The organism is Mesorhizobium sp. WSM4808 (genome assembly GCF_055811675.1).
Map to the genome: position 1 here is coordinate 176,749 of NZ_JBVVQX010000001.1, position 15,962 is coordinate 192,710.

General features: G+C 65.4%; 11 protein-coding genes. 8 read left to right on the plus strand and 3 right to left on the minus strand.

The genetic code is table 11. The features are described from left to right. Window position 1 precedes the first annotated feature (1 nt). Window positions 2-787, plus strand: coding sequence for a L,D-transpeptidase (locus AC0L2U_RS00785; RefSeq protein WP_292696584.1), 786 nt, complete (start codon window positions 2-4; stop codon window positions 785-787). 84 nt (window positions 788-871) lie between these two features. On the opposite strand, the gene AC0L2U_RS00790 is transcribed toward AC0L2U_RS00785, so the two are convergent. Next, window positions 872-2,356, minus strand: a complete 1,485-nt coding sequence (locus AC0L2U_RS00790; RefSeq protein ID WP_473601283.1) for an esterase-like activity of phytase family protein — start codon at window positions 2,354-2,356, stop codon at window positions 872-874. A gap of 244 nt (window positions 2,357-2,600) precedes the next feature. On the opposite strand from AC0L2U_RS00790, the gene AC0L2U_RS00795 reads away from it, so the two are divergent. Next, a complete protein-coding gene (locus AC0L2U_RS00795) occupies window positions 2,601-5,009 on the plus strand; it encodes a GcvT family protein (RefSeq protein WP_473601284.1) in 2,409 nt (802 codons plus the stop codon). A gap of 12 nt (window positions 5,010-5,021) precedes the next feature. Then, window positions 5,022-6,575 carry a trimethylamine methyltransferase family protein gene (locus tag AC0L2U_RS00800; protein ID WP_473601285.1) on the plus strand — a complete coding sequence of 518 codons (1,554 nt, stop codon included), beginning with the start codon at window positions 5,022-5,024 and terminating at the stop codon, window positions 6,573-6,575. A 142-nt stretch (window positions 6,576-6,717) separates the two neighbouring features. Here AC0L2U_RS00800 and AC0L2U_RS00805 read toward each other — a convergent pair whose 3' ends face one another. Then, window positions 6,718-7,743: a LacI family DNA-binding transcriptional regulator gene (locus AC0L2U_RS00805; protein WP_352582963.1), complete on the minus strand. Its 1,026-nt coding sequence runs from the start codon at window positions 7,741-7,743 to the stop codon at window positions 6,718-6,720. Window positions 7,744-7,940: 197 nt separating this feature from the next. Here AC0L2U_RS00805 and AC0L2U_RS00810 point away from each other — a divergent pair, with 197 nt between their 5' ends. The 5 genes from AC0L2U_RS00810 to AC0L2U_RS00830 all read left to right on the plus strand — a co-directional run bounded on the left by AC0L2U_RS00810 (window position 7,941) and on the right by AC0L2U_RS00830 (window position 12,925). After that, complete coding sequence (locus AC0L2U_RS00810; protein WP_473601286.1) at window positions 7,941-8,972, plus strand: Gfo/Idh/MocA family protein; 1,032 nt, start codon at window positions 7,941-7,943, stop codon at window positions 8,970-8,972. After that, the gene (locus AC0L2U_RS00815; protein WP_292656286.1) at window positions 8,969-9,877 is read left to right on the plus strand and encodes a sugar phosphate isomerase/epimerase family protein; all 909 of its coding nucleotides are present in this window, start codon (window positions 8,969-8,971) and stop codon (window positions 9,875-9,877) included. The genes AC0L2U_RS00810 and AC0L2U_RS00815 overlap by 4 nt, the downstream gene beginning before the upstream one ends. 102 nt (window positions 9,878-9,979) lie before the next feature. Then, on the plus strand, window positions 9,980-10,993 hold the full coding sequence (locus AC0L2U_RS00820) for a substrate-binding domain-containing protein (RefSeq protein ID WP_127328895.1): 1,014 nt from the start codon (window positions 9,980-9,982) through the stop codon (window positions 10,991-10,993). An 88-nt stretch (window positions 10,994-11,081) separates the two neighbouring features. Then, window positions 11,082-11,879, plus strand: coding sequence for an ATP-binding cassette domain-containing protein (locus AC0L2U_RS00825; RefSeq protein ID WP_473601287.1), 798 nt, complete (start codon window positions 11,082-11,084; stop codon window positions 11,877-11,879). Beyond that, window positions 11,876-12,925, plus strand: coding sequence for an ABC transporter permease (locus AC0L2U_RS00830; RefSeq protein ID WP_473601288.1), 1,050 nt, complete (start codon window positions 11,876-11,878; stop codon window positions 12,923-12,925). The genes AC0L2U_RS00825 and AC0L2U_RS00830 overlap by 4 nt, the downstream gene beginning before the upstream one ends. Before the next feature lie 273 nt (window positions 12,926-13,198). Here the strand turns inward: AC0L2U_RS00830 and AC0L2U_RS00835 are convergent, their stop codons facing one another. Beyond that, window positions 13,199-15,898 (minus strand): ATP-dependent helicase, encoded by a 2,700-nt coding sequence (locus AC0L2U_RS00835; protein ID WP_128288503.1) that lies wholly within the window; start codon window positions 15,896-15,898, stop codon window positions 13,199-13,201. Between the last annotated feature and the right edge of the window lie 64 nt (window positions 15,899-15,962).

The following is a 15,962-nucleotide window of genomic DNA, read 5'->3' on the forward strand; positions in this document are numbered from 1 at the left end:
CATGTCCGATATTCCGCTGTTTTCTGTGCGCCTGAACCGGCGCGCGTTTCTCGGTGCATCCGCTTTGGGCGCCCTGGCTGTTTCGGCGTGTACAACAACAGACGTGGCGCCGCCGCCGCCGGATGCAGCACCGCCGAGCGATCCGGCTTTCGGCGATGCCGCAAGCATGTATGCGGCGCGTGTCGACGAGGGCTATCAACTGCCGGCAATCCCGGTTGCCAAGGTCGATCCGAAATTCGTGCGCCAGATCGTGGCTGATCCGACCGGGGAGAAACCCGGCACGATCGTCGTCGATACGTCTGAGCACTTCCTTTATCTGGTGCGCGACGGCGGCACAGCTATCCGCTATGGCGTCAGCCTTGGCAAAGCCGGTTTCGGATGGACCGGCAGCGCCGTGGTCCAGGCGAGGAAGAAGTGGCCGGTCTGGACGCCGCCGCCGGAGATGATCCAGCGCCGGCCGGAACTGGCGAAATACAAGGACGGCATGCCGCCCGGCCCGCAGAGCCCGCTGGGCGCCCGCGCGCTGTATCTGTTCCGCGACGGCAAGGACACGATGTACCGGCTGCACGGCACGCCGGAGTGGGATTCCATCGGCAAGAACGCTTCGTCGGGCTGCGTGCGCTTCATGAACCAGGACATCATCGACCTCTACAGCCGCGTCAACGGCCCCGCTCAGGTCTTCGTGCGTCCCAACCTGTCGGCCGCCGGCAAGATCATGGCCGTGTCGAGCAGAACCGCCGAGCCGATCGATGCGGGCGTCCCGAAGGACGCGGAGTTCTTGAAGTAAGCCTTCTCAATCAATCTGCCTGAAAAACACCAGCAATAGTGCTCCGGGCGGACGCGCCAAGCGCGCCCGCCCGTGCAGTGGTCGTTACTTCTTGGCCAGTCCCGGCAGCGTGACCTGATAGACCAGGAACATGGTGTCGACATTGGCGCCGTCTTCGGCCTTGTAGGGCGCGCCGACCTGAAAACCGTCCTGGGCGAGGAAGTCGTTGTCGTTGGCGACGAACAGGAAGTAGTCGTCGGGCAGCTTCTCATCGAGCACGCTGACCACCGACATCGCCTCCCACTTCTCGGAAAGGTTGTCCTGGTCGTTGGGCGCGCCATTGTGCAGGCCGAAGCGGCCGAGCTCGGCACTGTCGTTGATGTCGATGAATGGCGTCAGCTTGGCCGGTGTCACCGATGGGTCGACGACGCCCTTGGGGGCGACCGGCTTGTCAGCGGCGTCGAAGGCGCCGCCGGCGATGTCGGTCGCGGTGGATAGGTCGACGACGTTGACCTGGCGATATAGCGAGGCGTCGCCCTTCAGGCCCTGGCCGTTGCCGCTGTCGCGCGCCAGCATCAGGAAGCTCTTGTCGGAGAGCGCCACGATCTCGCTCTGCGCGGCGACCTTGGTCTTGCCCTTGGCATCCTTGAACACCGGCAGCGGCACGACATATTCGTGCGCCAATTTGAGATGGGCGAGGTCGGACGTGTCATAGACCAGCGCCCTGGTGTTTTGGCGGGTCGAGCCGGAATCGCCGCCGTCCTGCCTGGCCGCCGACTGCAGCACGGCGATCAGGAACTTGCCGTCGGGCGTCATCGCCATGCCTTCGAGGCCTTGATTGTTCTGGCGGCCGGTGTCGGGATCCTTCGGATCGGGCTCGGCGGCACCGGGTCCCGGATTGTCCGAGGCGAAGTTCGGCGTGCCGTGGCGCATCGGCACCAGCGCAGCCGGTGGCTGGGTTGCCGACAGCAGATGCCCGTCGGCGGAAAACCGATAGATGTTCGGGCCGTATTCGTCGGAGATGAACATCGAACCATCGGGCAGCCGCACGATCGCCTCGTTGTCGAGCGCCAGCTTGCCATTGTCGGCTTGCGGCAGGATCGGCATGTCGCCGCTTGCCGCGCGCACGCCGTTGAGCGGATCGAGGCCTGTGGCATCAGCCCCCTTGTCGTCGGTGAGAAGCATGGTGTCGGCGAGCGTTGCCTTGACGCCGGTCTGCTGCTGGCCGGCAGCAGGTGCCGCACCTGGTGCCACCGGGGTAAACTCGATGGCGACGGTGTTGAGGCGCGGCCGGTAGTCGGTGGTACCGACGACATTGTAGCCGCGATCCGGCAGCAGCCAGAGCGAACCTTTGTAGCCGGCGGCCTCATGCGTCCAGCCTGATGTGTCGATCGACATGCCGGAGCCCGAACCAAACGTCTCGCCGAACTTGTCGCGCTGAGCGGCCGGGATGCGGCCGACGCCGACCAGCCCTTTGTTGACAAAGCTCGTGCCGCCGACGGTCGCGGTGCTGTCGGCGAGCGCCGGCGTCAAGGCGGTGAACAAGGCCAGCGCGACGCCAAGCGACGCGGTTCGATACAGGTGCTTCATGGATAATCCTCTTTGTGACGGATGTGCCGGAGCGGCCGCGGGATGAAAAACTGAAAGAGGTGCGACATCGATGATGCCGCGCAAGCCTCCCCGAAACGCGGTCTACGGCGCGAACATGATGCTTGCGTGACAGCGCGCAGTGCATGCCGGCGGTCGATGAAAAACGATGCGCGCGCGCGGCACTAGACACTTATGTCCAGTGCATATATGCTCCATCCTTCGGACTAACCGTGGAGGGGAAGCCTTGAAGTCGCACTACCGCGCAGTCGTCATCGGGGGTGGCGTGGTCGGGGCCTCCGTCCTTTATCATCTGACGCGATTTGGCTGGAGCGATGTGGCGCTGATCGAGCGCGCCGAACTGACAGCCGGTTCGACCTGGCACGCGGCGGCAGGCTTCCATGCGCTCAACGCGGACCCCAACGTGGCCGCGCTGCAGGACTACACCATCAATCTCTACCGGGAGATCGAGGCCGAATCCGGCTGGGATATCGGCCTGCACATGACGGGCGGCGTCAACATCGCCAGCGATCCCGCGCGCTGGGAGTGGCTGAAATCGGCCTGGGCGGTGTTCCAGTCGGTCGGCATCGAGACCGCTAGGTTGGTAACGCCCGATGAGATCAAGGCGATCTGCCCGATCGTCGACGTCACCGGCGTGCTTGGCGGCCTGCATGATTCCAACGAAGGCCATCTCGACCCGTACGGCACGACGCACGCCTATGCCGGCGCTGCAAAAAAGCGCGGCGCCGACATCATCCTGCGCAACCGGGTCGTCGAGCTGAAGGCGCGCGCCGACGGTCGCTGGGATGTCGTCACGGAGCAGGGCACCATCATCGCCGAGCATGTCGTCAATGCCGGCGGGCTGTGGGCAAAGCAGCTCGGCCGCATGGCCGGCGTCGACCTGCCGGTGACGCCGATGGAGCACCATTATTTCATCACTGAGGACATTCCCGAGATCGCGGCGCTGGACAGGGAAATCGGCATCGCCGTCGATCTCGACGGCTTTTCGTATCTCAGGCAGGAGCGCAAGGGCGTGCTGCTCGGCGTCTATGAGCAGAACCCGAAGCACTGGAACATGGATGGCGCGCCGTGGGACTACGGCATCGAGCTGATCCCGGAAGACATCGACCGCATCAGCCCCGAACTCGCCAAGGCGCATGAGCGCTTTCCTTGCCTGGCGACGGCCGGCATCCGCAAATGGGTCAACGGCGCCTTCACCTTCACGCCGGATGGCAATCCGATCGTCGGGCCGGTGCGCGGATTGAAGAACTACTGGGTCGCCTGCGGCGTCATGGCCGGTTTCAGCCAGGGCGGGGGCGTCGGCAAGTCGCTGGCCGAATGGATGATTTATGGCGAGCCGCAGGCCGACATTTTCGGCATGGACGTCGCCCGCTATGGTGCCTTCGCCGCCAACCGGGAATATCTCAAGCAGACGACGCGCCAGTTCTATTCGCGCCGCTTCGTCATGACCTTTCCCAATGAACGGCTGCCCGCCGGCCGGCCGCTGAAACGCCCCGGCGCCTATGACGGCATGACGGCCGCGGGATGCGAATGGACGGCTTCCTGGGGGCTGGAAATCCCGGCCTATTTCGCGCCGATGGGATTTGCCGAGAACACGACGCTGCGGCGCTCCAACGCCTTCGACATCGTCGGCGAGGAGGCGCTGCAGGTGCGGCGCGCCGCCGGTCTCGTCGATATCTCGGCCTATTCGCGCTATGCGGTGGCGGGGCCAGGTGCGGAAGCCTGGCTCGACCGGCTGCTCGCCTGCAGGCTGCCGAAGCCGGGGCGGGCCGGCCTGGCGCCGATGCTCGGCCATGACGGACGGCTGAAGGGCGACCTCACCGTCTTCAACTGGGGCGGCGACTATTGGCTGATGGGCTCCTACTATCTCCGGGAATTCCACATGCGCTGGTTCGAGAGCCATGCGGCTGAAGGCGTCACCGTCACCGATCTCTCCGACACGATGAGCGGCTTCCTGCTGACGGGGCCGAACGCGCGCAAGATACTGGAGCGAACGACGCATCAGGATGTGTCCGGCGCAGCGCTGCCGTTCATGGCCTGCGGCACATTCGACATCGGCATGGTGCAGGCCCGTGTAGCGCGGCTGTCTATATCAGGCGAGCTCGGCTTCGAAATCGGTTGCCCCGTGACCATGCATGCCACTCTGCGCGAAACGCTGCTGGCGGCGGGCGAGGATCTCGGCCTTGCCGAAATCGGCTATTACGCGCTCAATGCACTGCGGCTGGAGAAGAGCTTCGGCATCTGGTCGCGCGAATTCACGCAAGGCTACACGCCGGGCCAGACCGGTCTCGACCGGTTCATCGCTTTCGGCAAGAGCGACTTCATCGGCCGCGAAGCTGCCTTGAAACAGCGGAAGGCGGGCGGCGGTCAAAGCCTGGTGACGCTGGAAATCGATGCGCTCGACGCCGATGCCAGCGGCTTCGAGCCGGTCTGGCATCAGGGCCGGCGCGTCGGCTTCATCACGTCGGGCGGCTATGGTTATACGGTCGGCAAGAGCCTGGCGCTGGCGCTGGTCGACCGCGATTTCGCGGGCGAGGGCACCGCGCTCTCCGTGCATGTCGTGGGTGAGGAACGGCCAGCGCGTGTCGTCGCGGCCTCGCCCTACGATCCCGAGGGCAAGGCAATGCGGCAATGAGGAGGATTTCCGATGGTCGATGACGCGGCACGGGACGGCAGGCGCGAACGCCGGCGTGGACGCACGGGCGAGGCCGGCAGCGAAAGCAGCCGCCGTCCCAATTACCATTCGCTGAAGAACTCGTTCCTGCCACAGCCGATCTTTTCTGATGATCAGGTGGCCGCGATTCACGACACGGCGCTGCGGGTGCTGGAAGAGCTCGGCATCAAGGTCCTGCTGCCGCAGGCGCGTGAGCTTTTCGCCAGCGCCGGCGCGCTGGTCGATCCGGACACCGACATGGTGCGCATCGGTCGCGACATGGTGGCGGCGGCACTCGCCTCGGCGCCGAGATCGATCCACGCTCACGCCGGTTCGCGCGCCCGCGATCTGACGCTGGAGCTCGGCTCGATGACCTTCCTGGCCGGATGCGGGGCGCCGAACGTCACCGATCTCGATCGCGGCCGGCGGCCGGGAACACTGGCGGATTTCGAGGATCTGATGCGGCTGGTGCAGCATTTCGACGTGCTGCATATGCTCGGACCCTGCATCGAGCCGCAGGATGTCGACAACCGCTTTCGCCACTATGCCGTCAACCGCGCGCAGCTGACGCTGTCCGACAAGCTCCCGTTCGTCTTCGCGCGCGGCACGCCGCAGGTCGAGGACGGGTTCGAGATGCTGCGGCTGGCGCGCGGCCTGTCGCAGGACGAGTTTCTGGCAAATGCATATTGCTACACCGTCATCAACACCAACTCGCCGCGCCAGCTCGACATCCCGATGGCGCAAGGCATCATCGATTTCGCGCGTGCGGGTCAAATCTCCGTCATCACGCCGTTCTGCCTGGCTGGCGCGATGGCGCCGATCACGGTGGCTGGCGCGCTGACACTGCAGCATGCCGAGGCGCTCGCCGGGCTGACGCTGGCGCAGATCGTGCGGCCCGGGGCACCGGTCGTCTACGGCTCGTTCTCCTCCAATGTCGACATGAAATCCGGCGCGCCGGCCTTCGGTACGCCCGAGCACGTCAAGGCGACGCTGGGCGCCGGTCAGCTGGCGCGCTACACCGGACTGCCGTGGCGATCGGGCGGCGGCAGTGCGGCCAACATCTCAGACGCGCAGGCCGCGCACGAGACGCAGTTCGCGCTGTGGGGCTCGGTGCTGGCCGGGGCGACGATGTGCATCCATGCCGCCGGCTGGCTGGAGGGCGGCCTCAGTGTCTCCTTCGAGAAGCTGATCACCGACATCGAGGCGCTGCAGACGGTGGCTGAACTTTGTGCCGCGACGCCCGGCGACACCGATACGATCGGGTTCGAGGCGATCGCCGAGGTGCAGCCGGGCGGCCACTTCTTCTCGGCCGGTCACACCATGGCGCGCTACCGCACCGCCTTCTACGAACCGCTGGTGGCCGACTGGTCGAATTTCGGCAACTGGACGCAGAGCGGCTCGAAGACAGCGAGCGAGCGCGCCACCGGCGTCTGGAGGCGGGTGCTTTCCGATTTCGCGCCGCCGGCAACGGCTGCCGCCACATCAGGCGTGCTGGATGAGTTTATCGCGCGGCGCACGGCAGAGGGCGGAGCGGCGCCGGTGTCTTAAGGCCGGCTTTCGCTGATCGCCCTGGTTGTGGCGCGATCCGGAACCTGCAGCGCCTCCCGCGCATTCAAGGTTGCGGCCGGTTCACTGCGGCACCGGTGTGCTGTTTGAGGGGAGGACGACATCGGCGGCCCTGCTGCCACCATCAATCGCTGTCGCGTGCGACCAGCTCCAGCGGCCAGACCTCGCGGATGATCCGTGGACCCTCCGGGCCGGCGAAGGCGGGAAGCGACGCCAGCAGCATTTCGGCAAGCCGTTGTCCCATTGGCTCCAGCGCCGGGCGGAAGGCGGTCAACGCCGGGGAAAAATAGCGGCAGAGCGGCGTGTCGACGATGACGGTTACCGCCATGTCCTGGCCCGGCCTGATGCCCATCTCGGCCAGCGCCTTGCAGCCGCCCAGCGCCATTGCATCATTGTTGAAGATGATGGCGGTCGGCGGGGCCTTGGAGCGCATGACCTGGGGCGTCACCTTGTAGCCGCCGGCCTCGTTGATGAAGCCGGACGCGATCAGCTCCGGGTCGACCTCGATGCCGTGCCGCTTCAGGGCCTTGCGGTAGCCGGCGAGGAACAGATAGCCGAAATTGAGGTCGAGTGAGGGACGGATAGCGGCGATACGGCGGTGACCGCGCGCCACCAGGCGGTCGACGGCATCGGCTCCGGCCTTCTCGAAATCGAGGTCGAGGGAAGGATAGGACTTGGCTCCGGAGCGACTGCGGCCGAGCGTGGCGAAGGGAAAGCCGGCTTGCGTTAGATAGTCGATGCGCTCGTCCTCGCGCCGCGTCCAGGCCAGCAGCACCGCATCGGCGCGGCGCGTCTCGACGACACGGCGCAGGCGCTCCTGCTGGTAGTCGCCCGGCGCGCCCATGACCACGGTCAGGTCGAGCCCGCTTTCGGCAAGCCTGGCCTGCAGCCCGATCAGAAACGGAATGAAGAACGGCTCGCCATATTGCTGGTCGCCGGGATGCGGCTGCAGCATGAAGGCGATCGAACGGGTGGCGCCTTGCCTCAGGCTGCGGCCGGACTGGTTCGGCGAATAGTTCAGCGTCCTGGCCGCCTCGAGCACACGCTGGCGCGTGTCGGCATTGACGTCGGCGCGGCCGTTCAGCGCCCGCGACACCGTGCCGATCGATATGTTCAAGTGACGGGCAAGGTCGTGAATGCTGGACGCCAAGAGACTGTTCTCCCCCTTGCTTGGCTAGCACCGGTAGCCGCTCAGGCCAAGGCGGTAAGACGAATTTCGCCAAGGGCCGATTGACATTCTACGCCTTCGGGTGTGTTCTCGTAAACGTTTACGGAAAAACGTTTACGGTCCTGCCGTGGATGCCGTGACGATCGGTCTGGAGGGACCGAGCGGAGGAGGAGCGCTGGATGATCGATGTCGTCCTGGTCGGCTGCGGAGCGATGAGCAAGGCCTGGCTCGATGCCATCAGGCAGATCCACGGGCTCACCCTTATCGGCCTCGTGGATCTCGATGCCGACAGGGCACGGGCGAGGGCGCGCGAATACGACCTCACCAATGCCGTCATCGGCAGCAATCTCGACGCCGTGCTCGACCAGACCAAACCGCAAGCGGTGTTCGACGTGGTGGTTCCAGCCACCCGGCGCGAAGTCGCTTTTTCCGCTTTTGCCCACAATTGCCATCTGCTGACGGAAAAGCCGCTCGCCGACAGTCCGGAAAATGCGCGCGCCATCGTCGAGGCCGCTCGCCGCGCCGGGCGCATTCACGCCGTCGTGCAGAACCGCCGCTATGTCGCCAATGTCAGGCGCATCCGCAGGTTCCTGGACTCCGGCGCCATTGGCACGCCTACCAGCATCCACGCCGACTTTTTCGTCGCACCGCATTTCGGCGGCTTTCGCGAGGAGATGGCGCATGTGCTGTTGCTCGACATGGCGATCCACACATTCGACGCCGCCCGCTATATGGTCGCCGGCGAGCCGGCCGGCGTCTATTGCCAGGAATGGGAGCCGGCCAATTCCTGGTACCGGCAGGGATCGTCGGCCAGCGCCGTCTTCGATCTCGGCCGCGGCAAGGTCTTCACCTATGCCGGGAGCTGGTGCGCCGCCGGCTTCCGCACCAGTTGGGAAAGTACGTGGCGCATCGTCGCCGAGCGCGGCAGCCTGCTCTGGGACGGCAATGACGAGCTGAGGGCAGAAGCAGTGATGCCGGGCCGCGACGGAATGTTCGACAAAACCCAGCCGATCGCGGTGCCGCCGCTCGATGCGTCCGATCGCGTAGGCGGCCATCTCGGCATTCTCCAGGATTTCGTGCACGCCATCCAGACCGGCACCGAGCCGGAAACGCGCGGCGCCGACAACATCAAGAGCCTGGCCATGGTTTTCGGCGCCATCGAAAGCGCCGAGACCGGCCGCCGCGTGACAATCGCAGAGGACGCACAATGACGCCGAACCCGCTTCTCGACATCCGGATCGGCACCATGGTGCGGGCCAATCTCGACGACCCGGCGGCTTACGTCAAACAGATCCTGCCGCACGGCTTCGAGAGCATCCAGCCCTTCTTCTGGCAAACGCTTGGCGGCAAGGACCTGCCGCTTCTCGCCGGCCAGATCGGCGAGGCGATCGGCGATGCCGACGTCACCGTGTCCTCGCTCGGCGTCTTCGGCAACCCGCTGGAAGACGGCGAGGTCGATCGCGGCGTGCTCAAGGCCTGGGAGACGGTGATCGACAACGCGCATCTGTTCGGCACCTCGATGATCAGCGGCTTCACCGGCCGCCTGCGCGGCAAGAAGCTGACGGACAGCCTGCCGCGCTTCAAGGAGGTCTGGGGGCCGCTGGCCAGGCGCGCCGCCGACAAGGGGGTGCGCATCGCGTTCGAGAACTGTGCCATGGACGGCAACTGGGCCGCCGGCGACTGGAACATCGCCCACAATCCGGACGCTTGGGAGCTGATGTTCAACGAAGTGCCCGATGACAATCTCGGGCTGGAATGGGAGCCCTGCCATCAACTCGTCTACCTGATCGATCCGATACCCCAGATCCGCAAATGGGCGCCGCGCATCTTCCATGTCCACGGCAAGGACGCGACGGTGCGCTGGGACGTGATCCGCGAGCATGGCGTGTTCGGCCGGTTGCCCTTCGTGCAGATGCGCACGCCCGGTTTCGGCGACAGCGACTGGACGCGGGTGATCAGCGAATTGCGGCTGGCCGGCTACAAGGGGGCCATCGATATCGAAGGCTGGCACGACCCGGTCTATCGCGGCGATCTCGAGATCACCGGCCAGGTGCGGGCGCTTGAATATCTCAAGCAATGCCGGGGAGGGACCAGCTACCTGCCGAACCCGATGTGAGGATCGGCCGGCGGGAGGAGCCGGCCGGGATGTCTGCAACGCACATTGCCGAAGCGAATGTCGAACCCCTCGCTTGCGAGGACAAAAAGGGAGGATAAGTGCATGAGCATGACGATGAGAAGGACAGTTCTGCGCTCGACCGTCGTGGCCGCCGCCACGATGCTTGCCGCTGCGATCTCCACCTTGCCCGCGCGGGCGCTCGACGCCAAATGGTGCAAGGACGTCCACATCCGCTTCTTCGTCGGCGGCGCCGAGGGCGACGCTTTCGGCACCATCGTCTACAATGGCGCCAAGCAGGCAGAGGCCGATCTCGGGCCGAAGGTCGACTACATCTTCTCCCAGTGGGACATCGAAAAGATGGTGCAGCAACTGCGCGAGGCCGTCGCGGTCAAGCCCAACGGCATCGCCATGATGGGCCATCCGGGCGACGCGTCCATCATGCCGCTCGCCGAACAGGCGCACAAGGACGGCATCAAGATGATGTACCAGAACGTGCCGGTGCCGAAGGTGGTGGAGGCGTTCGGCGGCGGCTATGTCGGCGCCCAGCAGGAACAGCAGGGCCGCGCGCTCGGCGCCGAGGCGTTCAAGCTTGGCAAGCTGAAGGCCGGCGACAAGGCGATCATGATCGGTCCGTTCGAAAACGAAAGCCGCGGCGCGCGTGAGCGCGGCACGGTGGCGGCGCTCAAGGAGGCCGGCGTCGAGGTCATCCAGTTGTCCTCACCGCCGAGCGGCGAATGGGCCTCCGATCCCAATCTGGCCATTCCGGTGATCACCGCGGCGCTGCTCAACAATCCCGACGTCAAGGCGGTCGGCTATCCCGGCGGGCAGATGCTCGGCAATGTCTCGACCTACATGCAGGCAGCCGGACGCAAGGCGGGCGAGATCTTCAACTTCGGCTTCGACACCAGCCCGCAGATCGTCGAGGGTTTCAAGGGCGGCTGGGTGCAATTGACCGCCGACCAGCAGCCGTTCCTGCAGGGCTATCTGCCGATCCTCAGCCTCTGCCAGCAGGTGGTGCTGGGGCTGGCGCCGATGAATGTCGACACCGGCGCCGGTTTCGTTACGCCCGAAAATTACGAGATCGTCGCTGAGCTCGCCAAGCAGGCGCTGCGCTGACCTCCCAAGCCGCCGGCCGGGATCTCAGGCCCCGGCCGGCGGGACCGCTGGCGACGAAGCCGGCAACAGACAATCAAGCGAGGATACGATGGTCGAACGCCTCATCGAACTGCGCGACATCAGCAAATCCTACGGCCAGGTCTATGCACTGGGCGGGGTCAATCTCAGCGTCGACCGCGGCGAGGTCGTCGGCCTGCTCGGCGACAATGGCGCCGGCAAGTCGACGCTGATCAAGATCCTCTCGGGCGTGGTCAAGCCGACCAGCGGCGAGATCCTCGTGCGCGGCAAGCCGGTGACCGGGTGGAGCGCGGCGCGTTCGCGCGAGGCCGGCATCGAGACGGTGTTCCAGGACCGGGCGCTGGCCGTGCAGCAGACCATCGTTCGCAACATCTTCATGGGCCGCGAGCTGACCGGCTTCATGGGCTTTCTCAGGGTCAACAAGGAGATCGAGGAAGCGAGCCGGCTGATGCGCGAGATCGGCTTCACCTCGAAAGTGTTCACGCCGCAGTCGATCGTCGGCCAGCTTTCGGGCGGCGAACGCCAGGGCGTGGCGATCGCCCGCGCCATCTACAAGCAGGCCGAGCTGATCGTCCTCGACGAGCCGACGACGGCGCTGTCGCTGACCGAAACCGCCAAGGTGTTCCATTTCGTGCGCCAGGTGCGGGCGAGCGGCCGCTCGATCCTGTTCATCGGCCATAACATCCATCATGTCTTCGGCATCGCCGATCGCTTCGTCGTGCTCGACCGCGGCAAGGTCGCACTGACGACCGACCGCAGCGAGGTCAAGTCGGCCGAAGATCTCATCAACTTCATGGAAGAGGTCGCGCATCCCGGCGGATTGGCCGGGCTGCACGATGCCGGCGACGCGGAGCAGAGAGCACGATGAGCAAGACCATGGAGCCCGACCTGCACGAGCCGTCCGCCGGCATTCCCCGCTCCACTGCCCAGAAAGAGTGGAAACACCCATCCGACCACTGGATGCGCGGCTTCATCCTCGACAACCGTGCCGCGCTCGGCACGCTCGCCGTGTTCATCGTCATGATGACGGTGTTCATGATCGCCAACCCGACCGTCTTCACTACCTGGTATCTCTACCGCTCGGTGCTGACGACGCTCCCCGTTGCGCTGTTCGTGGTGGTGCCGCTGGTGTTTGTCGTCACCTGCGGCGAGATCGACCTGTCGTTTCCGGCAACGATGGGCTTCGCCTCATGGGTCTTCGCGCTGGTCGTGCAGGCCGGCTACGATCCGTTCCTCGGCATCGCCGCGGCACTCGTCACCGGCATGTTGCTCGGCTTCCTGGTAGGCTCGCTGGTCGTCTATGGGGGGCTGTCGTCGCTGATCGCCACGCTCGGCATGAATTTCCTGCTGCGCGGCCTGATCCAGATCATCAACGAAGGCAAGTCGATGGCGCTGACCAGCCTCAGCGACAGCTGGGCCTATACGATCTTCTCCAGCCAGCTCCTGGGCATTCCGGTGCAGATCTTCTGGGCCATCGGCTTCGTCGTGCTGTCGGCGATGCTCTACAACCGCCACCGCTTCGGCGCGCAGGTGAGGGTGGTCGGTGACAATCCCGACAGCGCCCAGCAGATGGGCATCGACGTCAAGCGCGTGCGGGTGAAAGTGTTTGTCTTCGTCGGCATCGGGGCCGCGATCGCCGGCACCTTCTCGGTGATGATCAACTTCACCTGGTGGCCGACCGCCGGTGACGGCTATCTGCTGCCGGTGCTGGCCTCGGTGTTCGTCGGCGGCACGCCGACCTGGGGCGGCATCGGCACGGTTGTCGGCGGCGCCATCGGCGCGGTCACCGTGTCCTTCATCCAGACCGGCGTCGTGGCGGCGGGATTGAGCGGCTTCTACGTCCAGTTCTTCAACGGCCTAATCATCATCCTGTCGCTGCTGGGGCATAAGTGGAACCAGGCAAGGTATCGGTGAGGGCTGTTTCGTTGGCGGATCGCATGCCTTGACGATTGGCGCCGGCGCTCATCGTTTTCGTCATCCACGGGCGAAGCAAGGAGCGTAGCGACGCAGCGCAGACCCGAGGATCCATGCCGCGACTTCAACGCGTCGCTACGGTGCAGAATTCTGCTCCGCTGCACTCCACGGCCAAGGTCACGGCATGGATCCCCGGGTCTCCGCGACGTCGCTTCGCTCCTGCTCCGCCCGTGGATGACGAAGGTGGGAGCTGTCCGCGGGAAAACGCCATCTTCACACCGCCGCCACAAACCCGTCCAGCACGCGTTTCTGGCCGGCCTTGTCGAAGTCGATGGTCAGCTTATTGCCTTCTATTGCCGATATGTTGCCGTTGCCGAATTTCTGGTGGAAGACGCGGTCGCCGACGCTGAAGGGGGACGGCTTGTCGGCGACGGATTTGGCGACCAGTTCGCCGTCGATGGTGCGGCCCTTGACCGAAGTGCGGCCGGCGCCGTAGCCGCTGTCCGTCTCGCCATAGCCGATGCGCTCGACCTGATGGCCGGAGCGCGAGCCCCAATTGCGGTCGGTGGCCTCGGTGCGGTTGGCCTGCGCGCGCTGCCAGCCCGGTGTGGCATAGGTGTTGGAGAAGGCGCCGGATTTTTCGGCGTCGGCGCCGACAGTGTCGAAGCGCGAGGCGCCATAGGGGTTCTGCCGTCCGGCGCCCTGGCCGCCGCGGCCGGAGGCAAAGGAACCGCCGCCATAGGAATTGCCGTAGCCGCCGTAGCTGTTGCCGCTTTCAGCGACCTCGACATGGGCGTTCGGCAATTCTTCGAGGAAGCGCGACGGGATGGTCGACTGCCACAGGCCGTGGATGCGGCGGTTGGAGACGAACCAAAGATGCAGGTTCTTCTTGGCGCGGGTCAGGCCGACATAGGCAAGGCGGCGCTCTTCCTCCAGCCCGGAGCGGCCGCCTTCATCCAGCGCACGCTGGTGCGGGAACAGGCCTTCCTCCCAGCCGGGCAGGAAGACGGTCTCGAATTCGAGGCCCTTGGCCGAATGCAGCGTCATGATCGAGACGGCGTCGAGCCCGGCATTCTGCTCGGCGTCCATGACCAGTGCGACATGCTCGAGGAAGGAGCGCAGCGATTCGTACTCCTCCATAGAGCGGATCAGCTCTTTCAGGTTTTCCAGCCGGCCGGGCGCTTCGACCGAGCGGTCGTTCTTCCACATGTCGGTGTAGCCGCTCTCTTCGAGAATGGTCTCGGCGAGTTCGGTGTGCGGTGTGGTTTCCAGGGCCTTTTGCCAGCGCTCGAAATTGGCGGCCACTTCGCGCAAGGCCGCGCGCGGCTTCGGCTTCAGCTCGTCGCTTTCGGCGAGCTTGGCGGCGGCCTCCAGCATCGGGATGCGCAGCGCACGCGCGGTGTCGTGGATCTGGCGGATGGTGGCTTCGCCCAGGCCGCGCTTCGGCACATTAACGATGCGCTCGAAGGCGAGGTCGTCGGCGCCTTGCGCGACGACGCGGAAGAAGGCCAGCGCATCGCGGATCTCCATGCGCTCGTAGAAGCGCGGGCCGCCGATGACGCGGTAGTTGAGGCCGAGCGTGACGAAGCGGTCCTCGAACTCCCGCATCTGGAAGGAGGCGCGGACCAGGATCGCCATGTCGTTGAGATTGTGCTTTTGCCGCTGGTAGGTCTCGATGGTCTCGCCGACGGCGCGCGCTTCTTCCTCGGAATCCCAGGCGGCGTGGACATGCACCTTGCCGTCTTCGGGATCGTTGCGGTCCGTGAACAGCGTCTTGCCGAAGCGGCCCTCATTGTGGGCGATGAGGTGGGAGGCAGCGCCAAGGATGTGCGCGGTCGAGCGGTAGTTGCGCTCCAGCCGGATGATGGTGGCGCCGGGAAAATCCTTGTCGAAGCGCAGGATGTTGTCGATCTCGGCACCGCGCCAGCCATAGATCGACTGATCGTCGTCGCCGACGCAGCAGATGTTTACGGTGGCGCGGGTTTCGGCCGAAGAGCGCCCAATCTCCCCCCTAGAGGGGGAGATGTCGCCGGAGGCGACAGAGGGGGGCGCTGTCCCTCCAGCCTGTCGGCGCGAGGCGCCCCCCTCTGTCCTGCCGGACATCTCCCCCTCAAGGGGGGAGATCGGCTTGCCTTGAGGCCGCTGCGCCAGGAGGCGCAGCCACATGTACTGCGCGGTATTGGTGTCCTGATACTCGTCGACGAGGATGTATTTGAAGCGCCTGTGGTATTCCTTCAGCACGTCCGGATTGGCGCGGAAGATGCGGATCGGGTGGCACAGCAGGTCGCCGAAATCGCAGGCGTTCAGCGTCTTCAGCCGCTCCTGATAGGCCTTGTAGAGTTCGCGGCCCTTGCCGTTGGCGAAGGCGCGGGCGTCGCCCTCGGCGATGTCGGCCGGGCCTTGCCCCTTGTTCTTCCAGCCGTCGATCATCTGGGCGAACTGCTTGGCCGGCCAGCGCTTGTCGTCCAGACCTTCGGCTTGGATCAACTGCTTGATCAGCCGCACGACGTCGTCGGTGTCGAGGATGGTGAAGTCGGAGCGCAAACCGGCGAGTTCGGCATGTCTGCGAAGCAGCTTCACGCCGATCGAGTGGAAGGTGCCGAGCCATGGCATGCCCTCGACATTGCCTTCGCCGATCAGCACGCCAATGCGGATCTTCATCTCGCGCGCGGCCTTGTTGGTGAAGGTCACCGCGAGGATCTGCGACGGGAACGCCTTGCCGGTGGCGAGGATGTGGGCGATGCGGGTGGTGAGCACGCGGGTCTTGCCGGTGCCCGCTCCGGCCAGCACCAGAACCGGACCTTCGGTGGTTTCAACAGCTAGCCGCTGCTCCGGGTTGAGGCCCTTCAGGTAGTCGGGTGCGTTGTTTTGACCGCTGCGGGCAGCCATGGCGCGCGCGGCGATGCCCGACGGGGCCGTGGGCCGCGCATTGGGTTCGTCGAAAAAGGGCATGTCTTCGGAAAAGCCGGACATTGCCCCGAATGTAGTGATTCGGTGGGGAAAGACCAGAACTGTCTACGTTTTGTTCCGCTAAAGT

What these genes read in the sequence shown, in the direction of transcription:
- AC0L2U_RS00790 (WP_473601283.1), bottom strand. Translation starts at nt 2,356, where the DNA reads ATGAAGCACCTGTATCGAACCGCGTCGCTTGGCGTCGCGCTGGCCTTG.
- AC0L2U_RS00830 (WP_473601288.1), top strand. Translation starts at nt 11,876, where the DNA reads ATGAGCAAGACCATGGAGCCCGACCTGCACGAGCCGTCCGCCGGCATT.
- AC0L2U_RS00800 (WP_473601285.1), top strand. Translation starts at nt 5,022, where the DNA reads ATGGTCGATGACGCGGCACGGGACGGCAGGCGCGAACGCCGGCGTGGA.
- AC0L2U_RS00820 (WP_127328895.1), top strand. Translation starts at nt 9,980, where the DNA reads ATGAGCATGACGATGAGAAGGACAGTTCTGCGCTCGACCGTCGTGGCC.
- AC0L2U_RS00825 (WP_473601287.1), top strand. Translation starts at nt 11,082, where the DNA reads ATGGTCGAACGCCTCATCGAACTGCGCGACATCAGCAAATCCTACGGC.
- AC0L2U_RS00810 (WP_473601286.1), top strand. Translation starts at nt 7,941, where the DNA reads ATGATCGATGTCGTCCTGGTCGGCTGCGGAGCGATGAGCAAGGCCTGG.
- AC0L2U_RS00785 (WP_292696584.1), top strand. Translation starts at nt 2, where the DNA reads ATGTCCGATATTCCGCTGTTTTCTGTGCGCCTGAACCGGCGCGCGTTT.
- AC0L2U_RS00835 (WP_128288503.1), bottom strand. Translation starts at nt 15,898, where the DNA reads ATGTCCGGCTTTTCCGAAGACATGCCCTTTTTCGACGAACCCAATGCG.
- AC0L2U_RS00815 (WP_292656286.1), top strand. Translation starts at nt 8,969, where the DNA reads ATGACGCCGAACCCGCTTCTCGACATCCGGATCGGCACCATGGTGCGG.